The sequence below is a fragment of the Aquabacterium sp. genome (assembly GCF_004297345.1).
In the GTDB taxonomy this organism is placed as follows: Bacteria; Pseudomonadota; Gammaproteobacteria; order Burkholderiales; family Burkholderiaceae_C; genus Aquabacterium.
The window spans coordinates 1-14,934 of record NZ_SCTN01000397.1 but is presented as its reverse complement, the minus strand read 5'-3'; the positions used below and the strand labels follow the sequence as shown (position 1 = coordinate 14,934).

At 61.5% G+C, this 14,934-nt stretch carries 12 protein-coding genes; 7 read left to right on the top strand and 5 right to left on the bottom strand.

Annotated features, from left to right (window positions below; genetic code table 11):
- On the top strand, nucleotides 1-439 hold a 439-nt coding region (locus EPO09_RS15370), incomplete at its 5' end, for a GGDEF domain-containing protein (RefSeq protein ID WP_290644206.1).
- Here the strand turns inward: EPO09_RS15370 and EPO09_RS15365 are convergent.
- Both EPO09_RS15365 and ribA read right to left on the bottom strand, forming a co-directional pair.
- Nucleotides 428-1,342: a cation diffusion facilitator family transporter gene (locus EPO09_RS15365; RefSeq protein ID WP_290644205.1), complete on the bottom strand. Its 915-nt coding sequence runs from the start codon at nucleotides 1,340-1,342 to the stop codon at nucleotides 428-430. The genes EPO09_RS15370 and EPO09_RS15365 overlap by 12 nt on opposite strands.
- A 6-nt stretch (nucleotides 1,343-1,348) precedes the next feature.
- Entirely contained in the window at nucleotides 1,349-1,999 is a 651-nt protein-coding gene (gene ribA / locus EPO09_RS15360) for a GTP cyclohydrolase II (RefSeq protein WP_290644204.1), read from the bottom strand.
- Between the two features lie 373 nt (nucleotides 2,000-2,372).
- Between ribA and leuA the strand changes: the two genes are divergently transcribed.
- From leuA to EPO09_RS15335, 5 genes are all read left to right on the top strand, one after another.
- Nucleotides 2,373-4,088, top strand: coding sequence for a 2-isopropylmalate synthase (gene leuA / locus EPO09_RS15355; RefSeq protein WP_290644207.1), 1,716 nt, complete (start codon nucleotides 2,373-2,375; stop codon nucleotides 4,086-4,088).
- Nucleotides 4,085-4,417, top strand: a complete 333-nt coding sequence (locus EPO09_RS15350; protein WP_290644203.1) for a helix-turn-helix domain-containing protein — start codon at nucleotides 4,085-4,087, stop codon at nucleotides 4,415-4,417. Before leuA ends, EPO09_RS15350 begins: the two co-directional genes overlap by 4 nt.
- Nucleotides 4,418-4,509: 92 nt before the next feature.
- Nucleotides 4,510-5,331 (top strand): translesion DNA synthesis-associated protein ImuA, encoded by an 822-nt coding sequence (gene imuA, locus EPO09_RS15345; protein WP_290644202.1) that lies wholly within the window; start codon nucleotides 4,510-4,512, stop codon nucleotides 5,329-5,331.
- Entirely contained in the window at nucleotides 5,282-6,709 is a 1,428-nt protein-coding gene (locus EPO09_RS15340) for a DNA polymerase Y family protein (RefSeq protein ID WP_290644201.1), read from the top strand. The genes imuA and EPO09_RS15340 overlap by 50 nt, the downstream gene beginning before the upstream one ends.
- 12 nt (nucleotides 6,710-6,721) lie before the next feature.
- A complete protein-coding gene (locus EPO09_RS15335) occupies nucleotides 6,722-9,916 on the top strand; it encodes an error-prone DNA polymerase (RefSeq protein WP_290644200.1) in 3,195 nt (1,064 codons plus the stop codon).
- Between the two features lie 15 nt (nucleotides 9,917-9,931).
- Here the strand turns inward: EPO09_RS15335 and EPO09_RS15330 are convergent, their stop codons facing one another.
- The gene (locus EPO09_RS15330; RefSeq protein ID WP_290644199.1) at nucleotides 9,932-11,047 is read right to left on the bottom strand and encodes a PEP-CTERM sorting domain-containing protein; all 1,116 of its coding nucleotides are present in this window, start codon (nucleotides 11,045-11,047) and stop codon (nucleotides 9,932-9,934) included.
- Between the two features lie 250 nt (nucleotides 11,048-11,297).
- Nucleotides 11,298-11,591 (bottom strand): hypothetical protein, encoded by a 294-nt coding sequence (locus EPO09_RS15325; protein WP_290644198.1) that lies wholly within the window; start codon nucleotides 11,589-11,591, stop codon nucleotides 11,298-11,300.
- Here EPO09_RS15325 and EPO09_RS15320 point away from each other — a divergent pair.
- Nucleotides 11,590-13,020 (top strand): hypothetical protein, encoded by a 1,431-nt coding sequence (locus EPO09_RS15320; protein WP_290644197.1) that lies wholly within the window; start codon nucleotides 11,590-11,592, stop codon nucleotides 13,018-13,020. The two genes, EPO09_RS15325 and EPO09_RS15320, sit on opposite strands and share 2 nt — an antisense overlap.
- Nucleotides 13,021-13,102: 82 nt before the next feature.
- Here EPO09_RS15320 and lpdA read toward each other — a convergent pair.
- Nucleotides 13,103-14,934, bottom strand: a 1,832-nt coding sequence (gene lpdA / locus EPO09_RS15315) for a dihydrolipoyl dehydrogenase (protein ID WP_290644196.1), incomplete at its 5' end; no start/stop codon positions are given.

Below are 14,934 nucleotides of genomic sequence, written 5' to 3'. Positions count from 1 at the left end.
CTCGAACGTGAGCATCCTGATGGTGGATGTGGATCACTTCAAAAAGTACAACGACCGGTATGGGCATCCAGCTGGTGACGAATGCCTCACCCAGATTGCCAAGGTGCTGCAGACCACCTTGAGGCGCCCCGAGGACCTCATCGCACGTTATGGCGGTGAGGAGTTCATTGCCGTGTTGCCTCGAACGGATGCGAACTATGCCGCGGCCATTGCAGAGAGGGTGCGCGTTGCGGTAGAGGCATTGCAAATGCGACACGAGAGTTCATCGGCATCGCATTTCGTGACGGTCAGCGTCGGCGTGGTGTCATGCAAGGCAGACTTCCAGATGAAATCATCTGCGCTGATTTCCGCGGCCGATCAAGCCCTTTATCAGGCCAAACACGAAGGGCGCAATCGGGTTTGCGTCGTGGATGCCAAGGCCGCAGCCTCAACGCACTGAGACGGGATCCAGGTGGGTCATCACGTCCAGCACAGGCAGCTTCTTCATCACCCGCTCACGCGCTGAACTGGCGATGTCGTGGCCGGCCCTGACCGACAGGTCGCCATCCACTTCCAGATGGGCATCCACCATGATCATGTCGCCCATCTTGCGGGTGCGCAGATCATGCACGCCTTGCACGCCAGGCGTTTCAGTCAGAACCTGGCGGATTTCATTGATCTGATCTTCAGACACCGAGCGATCCATGAGATCGTTGAGCGCATCCCAGCCAAATTCCCAGCCCATCTTGGTGACCATGAAGCCCACGATCAGGGCTGCAACAGGGTCCAGCAATGGGTAGCCCAGCAAGTTGCCAATGATGCCCAGCGCCACCACCAGGGAAGAAGCCGCATCCGAGCGGGCATGCCAGGCGTTGGCGACCAGCATGCTGGAGCGAACGCGCTCCGCCGCTGCCAGCATGTAGCGAAACAGCATTTCCTTGGAGACCAGGGCCACCAGCGCCACATACAAGGCCACGGGCTTGACCTTGGGGATTAACTCCGGATCGCCCAGTTTGTGCACGGCGCTCCAGAGCATGCCGATGCCCACGCTGAGCAGCAGTGCACCCAATACCAGTGAGGCGGCTGTCTCGTAACGATGATGTCCGTAGTGATGGTCGTCATCGGCCTCTTTGCGGCTGTGCTGATTGGCCAGCAGCACCACGAAGTCGGCGATCAGGTCTGACAGCGAATGGATGCCGTCCGCGATCAAGGCTTGGGAGTGCGCAAACACACCCACCAACACCTGAACCGTCGTCAGGACGAGGTTGACCACCACGCTGACCAGCGTGCTGCGCTTGGCCACGGCGTGGCGCTCGGGCGTATCCTGTTCAGGATCGTCTTGCGGCGTCAGGTCCAAAGCCATGCTTGCTCAGCCCAGCCAGTCGATGTGGTGCCCCAGCTTGCGGGCCTTGGTGCCCAGGTAGCGTTCGTTTTCGGGCTGAACGTCACTGCGCACCGGTACACGCTCTTCGATGTTCACGCCGTGCTGTGTCAGCGTGTCAACCTTGCGCGGGTTGTTGGTCATCAGCCTGACCGACTTCACGCCCAGGAAGGACAGGATCTCGGCAGCCGTATCGAATTTGCGCAGATCGGCTGCGAATCCCAGGTGCTGGTTGGCTTCCACGGTGTCCATGCCCTGGTCTTGCAATTGGTATGCCCGCAGCTTGTTGGCCAGGCCGATGCCACGGCCTTCCTGGCGCAGGTACACCACCACGCCACTGCCCTTCTTGCCGATTTCGCTCATGGCGAAGTGCAATTGAGGACCGCAATCACAACGCAGGGAACCGAATACGTCTCCCGTCATGCACTCGGAGTGAACGCGCACCAGGGCGCTGCCTTGAACATCACCCATGACCATGGCGACGTGCTCGGCGCCGGTGGCCTTTTCACGGAAAAGCTTCATGGTGAAGCTGCCATGTTCAGTGGGCACGCGCGCTTCAGCCAGGAACTCCACCAGGGCGGTGGTCACAGGCGTCAAGGCTTCGGCTGGGGTCTGGCTCGCGGAATCAGGGGTAGGCATTCAATTTCCTCAGGGGCCCATATTCTGCCAAAAGCCACTGCGCTCCACATTTTGTGGAGCAAAAAGACCTGCGTGCGGAAAAAATGGTGAAGTTCTTGACCAAGATCGCGTTTTACGTGGAAACTGTCACCCATGAACTGCATCCGCATCTCCCGAACCCGCCGAATTTGGCTAGCGCTAGCTGACAACAGCTGGTGTGTTCGGGTTACACGCGTCTGATTGAGTTCATTCTCACCGCATCCCCAACAACGCCAGCCCAGCCGCTGGCGTTTTGCATTTCGGGGTCGTTGACGAGCAGTAAGTAGTCTCCAAGACAACGCTCCCCGCGCCAGGCGGCTTTCTTTCAACCTTGAGGAAAGTCACTGTCATGAGCATGCTCACCAATCCCGCTACGAAGTACATCGCCACCCAGCCAGGGGCTTTGCCAGATCGCACCTGGCCCAATCAGCAGATCACCCACGCGCCCATCTGGATGAGCACGGATCTGCGCGATGGCAACCAGGCTTTGTTCGAGCCGATGGACGGGGCGACCAAGTTGCGCCTGTTCCAGTTGCTCGTCGAGATCGGCTTCAAGGAAATCGAGGTGGCCTTCCCGGCCGCATCACGCACCGATTTCGACTTCGTGCGGACTTTGATTGAAGGCGGCCATATTCCGGATGACGTCACCATCGAAGTGATCACCCAGGCTCGCGAAGACCTGATCCGCGAGACCTTCGAGGCCTTGCGCGGCGCGCCCAAAGCCATCGTGCACCTCTACAACGCCACCGCACCAGCCTGGCGGCGCACCGTGTTTGGCATGAGCCGCGATGAGGTGCAGGCCTTGGCCGTGCGCAGCACGAAGTTGATCCGCCAGTTGGCCGATGCCCAGACGGATACTCGCTGGACATTCCAGTACAGCCCGGAGACCTTCAGCACGACCGAGCCCGCGTTCGCCTTGTCGGTGTGCAACGCGGTGATCGAGGCCTGGCAACCCACGGTGGCGCAGCCGATGATCATCAACTTGCCAGCCACAGTGGAGGCCAGCACGCCCAATGTGTACGCGGACCAGATCGAGTGGATGCACCGACGACTCGTGCAGCGAGACGCCGTGATTCTCAGCGTGCACCCACACAACGATCGGGGTACGGCGGTGGCAGCGGCGGAACTGGCCGTGATGGCTGGCGCACAGCGCGTGGAAGGCTGCTTGTTTGGCAATGGCGAGCGCACCGGCAATGTGGATCTGGTCACCCTGGCCTTGAACCTCTACAGCCAAGGCGTGAGCCCGGGCCTGGACTTCTCGAACTTGCCTGCGATTGCGCGCACAGTCGAGCAGTGCATCGCCTTGCCGGTACACCCGCGCCATCCGTATGCCGGCGATCTCGTGTTCACGGCATTTTCGGGCTCGCACCAGGACGCCATCCGCAAGGGCCTGGCCGTGCAGCAGGCTGATCAACCGTGGGCCGTGCCCTACCTCCCTATCGACCCATGTGATGTGGGCTCGAACTACGAGGCCGTGATCCGGGTTAACAGCCAGTCTGGCAAGGGCGGCATCACGTACTTGCTGGAGTCGGCGTACGGGCTGGTGATTCCGCGCCGGGCACAGGTCGAGTTCAGCGCCAGCGTGCAAGCGGTGGCCGATGACACTGGGCGCGAATTGACGGCCGGCGCTTTGTGGGCCTTGTTCCAGGCTGACTACCTGGCCGCACCAGGCCCATGGCAATTGCTGCATCACCATGTGGAGGACGATCTCGGCCAGACGCGCGTGGAATTGCTCGTGCAGACCGCGCATGGCACCCGGCGCTTGCAAGGCCACGGCAATGGCCCGCTGGATGCGGCCTGGCAGGCAGTGCAGGCGCTTGGTTTGCCCGAGGGCACGCAATGGCATGGCTTTGAAGAGCACGCCACAGGACAGGGTTCGGACGCTACCGCGCTGGCCTGGGTCGAAGTGGGCGCACCGGGTGTATCGGCCAGCGTGTACGGTGCCGGGCGGCATCCGCATCTGGTGAGTGCCTCTCTCATGGCCATGATGCAAGCGATCAACCGCCTGGCCATCAAGGCGGGCTGGACAGCCGAGGCGGCCGATTCGCCAGACAAGGAGCGGGCCGCATGAGACACCGCACTGCTTCGACCGGCTTTTGCCCAAGCTGCCAACACCATGGTCTTCTGCAACGACACGCCATCCGCCCAAGCTGGTGGCGCGACGTGCCGCAAGATGGCCGCCCGCAAGTCCGGCGCGGAGAGATCGTGCGCTGGCGCTGTATCACCTGCCTGCAAACGCACTCCAGCCAGCCAGATTGGGCCTTGCCCGGCAAGCGCTTGACCCGCGCTTTGGCTGCCTGGGTGCATCAAGCCTTGCAAGCAGGGCAAAGCGCCCGGGCTGTGGCGCGCAGATGCGGCGTGGATGAGAAAACCATCCGCACCTGGGGCAACACGAGCTGATATGCCCCCATCAGGGCGAACTGGGCGGGCTGGACGGGCGTAGCTAAAATCGCTACAGTACTGTATGCGCATACAGTATTTATTCGATTGACATGCACACACCAGCCTGGCCAAGCGCCGCCCTGAATGGCTCGCCCGCCCTGCCCGAGCACCTGGCTCAGGCCGTGTGGCGCGGCGATGCCATGGGCCGTGTGTGCAGCACAGTCATCCCCAGCGGGCATGCTTTGCTGGATGCCGAGTTGCCTGGCGGTGGTTGGCCCTGCCAATCCATGACGGAAGTCTTGCTGACCCAGCCAGCGCAGGCGGAATGGCGTTTGCTGAGCCCAGCTCTGGCGCAAATTGTGAAGCAAGGCGGCAGCGTGTTGCTGGTTGCCCCGCCTCATGTCCCGCATTTACCCGGCCTGCACAAGGAAGGCCTGCGCGATGACCGCCTCATCCGCATCGATGCCAGCACACCAGCCGAACGCCTGTGGGCTACCGAGCAGGCGCTCAAGGCCGGTTGCGTCAGCGCCGTATTGAGCTGGTTGCCGCAAGTTCGCCCGGAGCAGATCCGCCGCCTGCACGCCTGCTCGACGCAGCACCCCGGGCCTTTGTTCGTGTTCCGCCCAGCCAAGGCTCAGGCTGACTCGTCTGCGGCGCCACTGCGTGTGCTGCTGGGGCTGGGGCCCTGCCCTCACCCGCTGCAGGTTCAGATCATCAAACGACGGGGGCCCACGCTGGATCAGCCCCTGAGCCTGACTTCCTGGCCCGCTGGTTTGGCGCCACTTCTGCCTGCCGCCCCGCAGCCCACTTCATCGCCACTCATCTCCAGCCCGATACCCGAGTCCACCACGCCCCCCGACGCTCACAGCCCGCCCTCACACCATGTTGCACTGGATCGCCTTGTTGCCCGGGCATCTCGCGTCTTGTCATGAGCAGGCCCATCCGGATGAGGCTGAGCACATGCCACTGGTGCTGGATGCCATGCATCTGGCCTGGTGGGCCTTGCAGTTCACCCCCCGCGTGGCATGCCTGGAAGATGCGGTGGTGCTGGAGGTTCACGCCAGCGAACGCCTGTTTGGTGGCGCGATGATGCTGGGCCAGCGGATCGTGCATGAAGCGCAAGCGCATGGCGCGCTGAGCTGGGCCCACGCGACCACGGCGCTGGGTGCAGTGGCGCTGGCTCGCCACACAGCCGAGCCGCTGGATGACGGTGCTCACATCGCCGAGCGACTGGACAAACTTCCTTTGAAGACGCTGACTGGCGTGGCCGCACACGAACACACCTTGTCCAGACTGGGGTGCCGCACCTTGGCAGATGTGCGTGCACTGCCTCGTGGGGGCTTGAGCCGGCGCTTTGGCGCCAACCTCGTGCATGCGCTGGACCAAGCCTACGGACGCGCGCCGGAAACCTTCGAATGGCTGACGCTGCCTGCCGTGTTCGACGCGCGCCTGGAATTGCCAGGCCGGGTTGAATCCGCCCCTGCTCTGCTGTTTGCCGCCAGCCGCTTGCTGCAACAACTGTGCGCCTGGCTAGCCGGGCGCCAGGCTGGCATCATGGCCTTCACACTCAAGTGGCTTCATGCCTGGCACAGGCGAGATGAACACAAAGGCGGCGAATGGACGGTGCGCCTGGGCAGCCCCACACGTGACTACACCCGTTTGAGCCGCTTGCTGGCCGAGCATCTGCAGCGCATCCAGTTGAGCGCCCCTGTCAGCGACATCAGCCTGCATGCCGATGAGATCGAAGCCTTGCCCTTGAACAGCCAGCAGCTGTTTCAGGAGCACCGTGAAGACCAGTTGAGCGCAGCCCCAGACGCCTTGCTCACACCCGCTGCTCAGCGTGCACAGCGCGATGCCTTGCTGGCCCTGCTGGAAAAACTCAGCGTGCGACTAGGGCCCGAGCGCGTGCTGCAAGCCCAGGTGCACGCGGACCACCGGCTGGAGTGCGCCCAGCAATGGCAAGCCGCTGTAGAGCGCCTGTCCGTGAAATCAAATCAGCTGGCCCACCTCACACGCCAGCAGCTTCTGGCTGATACCCCACAACCCTGCTGGGTGCTCGCTGAACCATTGCCACTGGCGCTGGACCGCACCTGGGGGCAACACCCGCTCTACCAAGGCCGCCTCACCCTGCTGGCGGGCCCCCATCGAATCGAAGCTGGCTGGTGGGATGCGGGCACCCATCACGATCGCGTCACACGTGATTACTACCTGGCAAGCAGCCCCCAGGCAGGCCTGCTGTGGATCTACAAGCGCCAGCAAGCTGTGGATGACATGCGCAGCCCCTGGTACCTGCACGGTTTCTTTGCCTGATCCGAATACGCCATGTTCAGCCAGCCAGCCCTGCCCGATTACGTCGAACTGCATGCGGTGTCGAACTTTTCATTCCTGCGCGGTGCCTCACATGCGCAGGAAATGGTGCAGCGCGCGCTAGCCCTGGGCTACAGCGGCCTGGCCATCACGGACGAATGCAGCATGGCTGGGGTGGTGCGCGCCCACCTGGCCTTGCGTGAGGCCCGTCAGGCCGAAATGCCTGGTGCCAAAGAATTCAAGTTGTTGATCGGCAGCGAATTCCAGGTCTTTGAAGATGAACACGATCAGCAGCCATGCCGCCTGCTTGTCTTAGCTTGCCATCGCTTTGGCTACGGACTCTTGTGCGAGTTCATCACGCGCTTGCGCCGAGCAACCGAAGGCAAAGGCCAGGCCAGACTGATGCGCCATCAAATCAGGCAGGAAGAGCTGGGCGATTGCGTGGTGATCATGGCGCCACACCGCCTCAGCCCTGCTGCCACGATCGAGACGCAGGCCCAGTGGCTCAAACATCACTTCAGCGGACGCTGCTGGCTCGCGCTCGAGTTGCATCAGCAACTGGATGACGCCATCTGGTTACGCACACTGCGCCAAGTCAGCGAGACCAGTCGCGTGCCCTTGGTAGCTGCAGGCGACGTGCACATGCACGCGCGCTCCCGCAAGCCCTTGCAGGATGTGCTGACAGCCATCCGCATCGGCAAGCCTCTCCCCCAATGCGGGCTGGAGCTGGAGCGTCACGCCGAACGCCATCTGCGCAGCTGCCTGCAACTGGCCCAGCTCTATCCACCAGACACCCTGGCCGCCACCTTGCAGGTCGCGGCGTGCTGCGACTTCAGCCTTGGGGAACTGAAGTACGAATACCCCGAAGAAGTGGTCCCCAAGGGCGAAACACCCAGCACCTACCTGCAACGCCTGACCTATGAAGGCGGCACCTGGCGCTACCCCAAGGGCCTGCCTGATCGCGTGCAACAGCAGATCGACAAGGAATTGGCGCTGATCGCCGAACTCGACTACGAAAAGTACTTTCTCACCGTCTACGACATCGTCCGCTTTGCTCGCTCCAAGAACATCCTGTGCCAAGGCCGAGGCAGTGCGGCCAACTCGGCTGTGTGCTACTGCCTGGGCATCACCGAGGTCGATCCGGATCAGACCACGCTGCTGTTCGAGCGTTTCATCTCGAAAGAGCGCAACGAGCCCCCCGACATCGATGTGGACTTCGAGCACGAACGCCGCGAGGAGGTCATCCAGTATCTGTACGAACGTTATGGGCGCGACCGCGCTGCCCTGACCGCCACCGTCATCAGCTACCGCACACGCAGCGCTTTGCGTGATGTCGGGAAGGCCCTTGGCTTTGATGCGGACCTGATCGAGCGGGTCGGCAACAACCACCAGTGGTGGGATGGCAAGGGCATCCAGTCAGAACGGCTGATCGAGATCGGTCTGGATCCGCAAGACATCCGCCTGCGCCAATGGCAAGACCTCTCGCTCACCTTGATGGGCTTTCCGCGCCACCTCAGCCAGCACACCGGCGGCTTCGTCATCGCCAAAGGCGCGCTGTGCCGCATGGTGCCGATCGAGAACGCCAGCATGCCCGATCGCAGCGTGATCCAGTGGGACAAGGATGACCTCGATGCCCTGGGCCTGTTGAAGGTCGACGTGCTGGCCCTGGGCATGCTCACCGCGCTGCGCAAGGCGCTGGACTTCATTGGCCAACAGCGGGGCCATGAGATAGAACTGCAGGACATCCCCAAAGAAGACGACGCCACCTACGACATGATCTGCGAGGCTGACACGATTGGGGTCTTCCAGATCGAAAGCCGTGCGCAGATGAGCATGCTGCCGCGCCTGCGCCCGCGTGAGTTCTACGACCTGGTCGTGGAAGTGGCCCTGGTGCGCCCCGGGCCCATACAAGGCGGCATGGTTCACCCCTACCTGGAACGGCGAGAACTGCATCGGCGCGACCCATCCGCCATCACCTACCCGCCCAGGCTGGAAGCGGCCCTGCAACGCACCCTGGGCATCCCCATTTTTCAGGAACAGGTGATGCAGATCGTGGTGCTGGCCGCCGGCTTCACCGCGGGCGAAGCCGATGAATTGCGGCGCTCCATGGCTGCGTGGCGTCGCAAAGGCGGTGTGCACAAGTTCAAGGACAAGGTCATCCAGGGCATGACGGCCAATGGCTATCACCAGGGCTTTGCCGAACGCATCTTCAAGCAGATAGAAGGCTTTGGCGAGTACGGCTTCCCTGAGTCGCATGCAGCCAGCTTTGCCCAATTGGTCTATGCCAGCGCCTGGGTCAAATGCCACGAGCCGGCATCCTTTCTGGCAGGCCTGCTCAATGCACAGCCTTTGGGCTTTTATTCCCCTAGCCAGTTGGTGCAGGACGCACGCCGCCATGGCGTGAGCGTGCGCCCGCCAGATGTGATGCGCAGCCTTTGGGCTTGCACCTTGGAAGAGCGCCCAGGTGCGCAAGAAGCCAGGCTCAAGAAGCTGCGCCCGGATCAGCCTGCCGTTCGATTGGGCTTGCGGCTGATTGCCGGCTTGTCGCGTCAAGCAGCCGATCGGATCGTGCAAGCCAGGCAGCAAACGCTCTTCATCAATGTGGACGACCTGGCTCGCCGAGCGAATCTGGATCAGGCCGAGATGCGAGCGCTGGCTGCAGGCGATGCCCTCATGAGCCTGTCCGGACACCGGCGGCAACAAGTATGGGAAGCCTCGGCCCTGCACAGCACGCCAGCCTTGCTACGTGATGCCCCTGTAAACGAAGGCTGGCTGGACCTGCCTCACGCCCCCGAAGGAGAAGAAATCGTGTTCGACTACGCCTCGCTGGGCCTGACCCTGCGCAACCACCCTCTGGCCTTGCTGCGCCCGAAATTGAAAGAGCAGCGCCTGTCAAGCGCGCGCGATTTGCGCGACTTGCCCAATGGCCGACTGGCCAAGGCCTGCGGCATCGTGACCGTGCGACAGCAACCTGGCACCGCCTCGGGTGTGATCTTCGTGACCCTGGAAGATGAAACCGGCACAGTCAATGTGGTCGTGTGGACGCATGTGCGGGATCGCTATCGCCAGGCCTTGCTGCAAGCTCGCTTGCTGGCTGTGTACGGCGTATGGCAACGAGAAGGCGAGGTGCGCCACCTCATCGCCCATTACCTGCACGACATGACGCCGATGTTGGGCAGGCTGGCTACCACCAGCCGGGATTTTCACTGAGCCAATCAATCCAACTCAGACGATAGATGACTTGGATTTCCTGACGATGGACGCCAACAAGGAGAACCCCAGCAGCATAAGCACCCAAGAGGCAGGCTCAGGAACCGCAGACGTCAGTCGGAACACGCCATATTGATTCTTGCTGGCGTTATAGCCATCAACAGAGATGTCGCCTGAATCGTTGATTCCAGTTGCGCTCTGAAGCTCCCAGCCATCAGCGATCAATTGAGCATCCAGGAACTGATTGAGGTCAATGACGTCCTGCCCCACCCAGAGCGTGGCGTGCTGCTTGCCAGCACTCGTAGAGGCCGATCCCACGATTTGACCGACCTCATTGATGTCCAGCGCCCCGCTACCCATGCCGCCCAGTGTCCCCAAGGCGATCTTGGCTCCATTCCGCCAAACCACCGCACCGCCACTACTTCCTACAATATCACCGACGTCATTGACTGCGGCAGCTGTCCCCTCACCCAGATCCGTCAAGGTCAGAGAAGCCCCTTGCCAGGTAACGGCGTGGCCATAAGAATCCCCAACGATCAACCCATGATTGTTGATGCCATTTGCCTGGCTGTTCATGTCAAAGTTGGGATTGCTGCTACTCAAGCGCTGACTCAGTATCTGGGGTGTCGAACCATTCCACAGTGCTGGAGCGAAAAGCGATGCCGATCCAAGATAAACCGTCCCGACGCTCTGACCAACATCATTGATGCCTTCAATGAGACCCAATTGCGAATTGGTGGTCCTGGCCCCGTTACTGATCTGCCAGACAACGCCTCGGCTGTTTCGAGCGTCTGCAAAGTCGGAACCAGCGTCATAGCCGGCTACCTGTCCCGCATTATTGATATCTGTGACAGCCGACATCGTTGATACGGAACCGACATTAATGAGCGTTGAACCGTCCCATACGCCGACATAACTTGTGTAATTCCGCTCGGTGGCACCGATATGCCCTGACTTGGGTAATGAAAACTCACCCGCAATCTGGCCTGCGTTATTGATCCCTGCGGAATAGGTCCGTCCATAAACGTAACTCTGGCTGTACAGCAAGGAGCTCGTGTAATCAGCAGCATGAGCATTCATAACTGCGGCCAGCGACACGCTCGCGGCCAAAAGGTAACGAATAGATGACATGGATTCCCTCTTTCATAAGTTTTGTACTCCGTCCACTTTCATGAGATGGAGCTCACTCGAGCTTAAGCACAAATGCCGTCACTTCTGTCATGGAAAACCCACACAGAGATGATCGCCCCCGGCGACCATTTCGCTCGCTTACACATCTTGCAATTGGCATGACCTGTCCGTCATCCCAGAAAGGAAACTACCGAGGCAGATAAACGGGAGAGAAAAACATCATGGATTCGCTGGCAAGAATCAATCGCCGTCACTGGGCCATCATCACATTGAGTACCGCCATGTTGGCTGGATGTGGTGGCGGACAGGACAGCCAGACAACGTCAAACGACAACAACAATGGAGGAGGCGTTCCTACAAGCACTGCTGCTGCGAGTACACCCGCGTCATCGCCCAGCACCTCGACCACAGGCACCTCATCGAGCTCAAGCTCGCCAGGAACTGATGCCAACACCGGTACTGGCACGAGCAGCACCACAGCCACCAGCACCGACTGGCCGCCTCCGCCGCAACAGTCTCCCGCCACCGCCTGTGCCACTGCCATGACGGGCAGTCATGCCACGTACAACGTCGGGCCAGGCAAGACCTACACCGAGCTCACCAACGTGCCCTGGCTTTCACTGCAAGCGGGTGACGTGGTCAACATCCACTACCGTGCAGAGCCCTACCGCACCAAGATCGGCCTGCGCGCGCAAGGCACGGCACAAGCGCCCGTTGTGATCAATGGCGTGACCAGCGACACCTGCCAGCGCCCCGTGCTGAACGCCGAAAACGCCGTCACGGCCACTGACTCGCGCACAGCAGGTTTTGGCCGAGACATCCAGGGCGCCGGCCTGATCCAGATCTACAGATCACCTACGGACCCCTACGACACCTTCACGCCCAGGTACATCACCATTCAGAACCTGATGCTGACCGGTGCCAAAGGCGGCAAAAATTTCAAGGACAACGCAGGCGCCAATGCAAGCTACGGCACGTTTTCTGCCGCCATCTACGCCGTGCGCGTTCACAACCTGACGGTTGAAAACTGCGCGATCACCGGCAACGGCCTGGGCGTGTTCACCAACACCAAGGGCGACACCCAGGACAGCTACAGCGCCGACATCATCATCCGCCGCAACCGCATCTACGACAACGGCTACACCACCGACGACCACGAGCACAATCTCTACATCCAGGCTCGCCGCGCCCTGTACGAGGGCAACTACATTGGCCAGGCCTTTGCCGGCTCGTCCATCAAGGACCGCAGCAGCGGCACTGTCATCCGATACAACATGATTCTGGCCAGCGCACGGGCCATCGATCTGGTTGAAACCGAGGAAGAGTATTTCAGCAACGTCGAACCAGACCCGCTCTACAACTACGCCTGGGTCTACGGCAACATCATCGTCAACGACAGCCAGTTGCCTGGTGGGTCCTTCTCAGGGAACATCGTTCACTGGGGCTTCGACAACAACCCGGCCAAATCCCACGCGGGTACGCTGTTCTTCTATCAGAACACCCTGATCAATCGCGTGCCGCAAAGCAGCTTCTGGTACACCAACATCTTCCAGCTTGGCAAGGACGGCACGGTGCCCACAGGCATCAAGGCCGAAATCAGCAGCAACGTGTTCTGGCAGCAAGGCGGCAACGAATGGCGCTTCCTGACTGACAAAGGCACACTGCAATTCATGGGCACCAACTATGTGCCGACCAACTGGTCTGCATCGGTTCCAGGCCAGAGCGCAGACGTGCGTACACAAGGCTCTACCTTGATCACGGGCCTGGACCCCAACCTGGATGCCAGCTTTACGCCGCTCTCAGGCGCGCCGGTACTGGGCAAGGCCATTGTGGCCCCGAGTACGACGCCAACAGGTGCCACTGCGGCCAATTTGCAAGTCGCGCACCAGTACAAGGAGGGCGTGGGCATTGTTGCCCTGCCTGCTCGCTTGACGGGCAGCAGCGGCGCCATCGGCGCCCTGCAACGGCCTTGAAAAACAAACCGGGCGAGGCCTTTGAAGAAGCCTCGCCCGGTTTTTGATCAGATCGCTGGCGCTGCCAACGCAGCCAGGGCCATCAACGCTTGCGCACAGGCATCAGATCCGTGCAGGAACCATGGGCAGCCTCTGCTGCCAGCCCCACGCTTTCACCCAAGGTCGGATGAGGGTGAATCGTCTTGCCGATATCCACCTCGTCAGCGCCCATCTCGATGGCCAGCGCCACCTCGCTGATCAGGTCGCCTGCATGCGTACCCACGATGCCACCGCCCACGATGCGGCCTGTATCTGCATCGAACAGCAACTTGGTGAAGCCTTCGGCACGGCCATTGGCCAGCGCACGGCCTGAAGCGCCCCATGGGAACAGGCCCTTCTTGATCGCCTTGCCTTGCGCCTTGGCCTGCTCTTCCGTCAAACCCACCCAGGCAATCTCGGGATCGGTGTAAGCCACGCTCGGGATCACCAACGGATCGAAACTTTCGCTGGCCAGCGCCTTGTCATTGAGCAACTCGCCCGCGATGACTTCTGCAGCCACATGCCCCTCGTGAACCGCCTTGTGCGCCAACATGGGTTGCCCCACGATGTCACCAATGGCAAACAGGCTGGGCACATTGCTGCGCATCTGCTTGTCCACAGGGATGAAGCCGCGCTCGTTGACCGTCAAGCCGACCATGTCCGCCCCGATCTTGCGGCCATTCGGGCTGCGCCCCACAGCTTGCAAGACGAGGTCATACGTTTCGGCCGCCGGTGATTCGACACCCGGCTTGGCCGATTCGAAGCTCACGCGGATGCCCGCTGGCGTCGCCTCGGCCGCCACGGTCTTGGTGCCCAGCATGATGCGGTCGAAGCGGCCTGCATTGAACTTCTGCCAGACATTGACCAAATCACGGTCCGCACCCGGCATCAAGGTATCACTCATCTCGACAACATCGATGCGTGCACCCAGTGTGGAATACACCGTACCCATTTCCAGGCCGATGATGCCGCCACCGATCACCAGCATCTTCTTCGGGATGGCCGGCAGATTGAGAGCGCCTGTTGAGTCGACCACGCGCGGGTCATTCGGCATGAAGGGCAGACGCACGGCCTGCGAGCCTGCCGCGATGATGGCGCGCTTGAAACTCAAGGTTCGCGTGTCACCCGTCTTGTCCTGGCTGGTACCTGCCGTCACCTCAAGCTGCACATGGTGCGCATCCACCAGCGAGCCATAACCACGCACGATCTCGACCTTGCGAGCCTTGGCCATGCCGGCCAGCCCGGTGGTCAGCTTGCGTGTGACGCTGGACTTGTGCGAGCGCAGCTTGTCCAGATCCAGCACGGGTGCACCGAAGCTCACGCCCAGCGCATCAAAGTGCTTGACCTCGTCCATCACGGCGGCCACATGCAGCAGCGCCTTGGAGGGAATGCAACCCACGTTCAGGCACACGCCGCCCAGTTCGGCATAACGCTCCACCAGGATCACCTTCAGACCCAGGTCAGCCGCACGGAAAGCCGCACTGTAGCCCCCGGGGCCACCACCCAGCACCAGCACATCGCAGTCGGTGTCTGCGGGGGCGTTCACGGCAGGCGCGGTTTGCGGCGCAGACGAAGCGACCGCAGGCGTTGGCGTTGCAGGCGAGACAACCGGTGCAGCAGTTGCTGCTGCAGGAGACGCGGCGGGCGCGGATGCCGGTGCACTGACCGAAGCAGCGCCCTCCCCGGCCACATCCAGCGTCAGGATCAATTGGCCCTGGGCCACACGGTCACCCAGCTTCACCTTGATCTCGCCCACCACACCAGCCTGAGGCGAAGGCACCTCCATGGATGCCTTGTCAGACTCCAGCGTGATGATGCTCTGCTCGGCCGACACCGTCTGCCCCGGTTTGACCAGGATCTCGATGACGGCAGCGTCAGCGATGTCACCAATGTCGG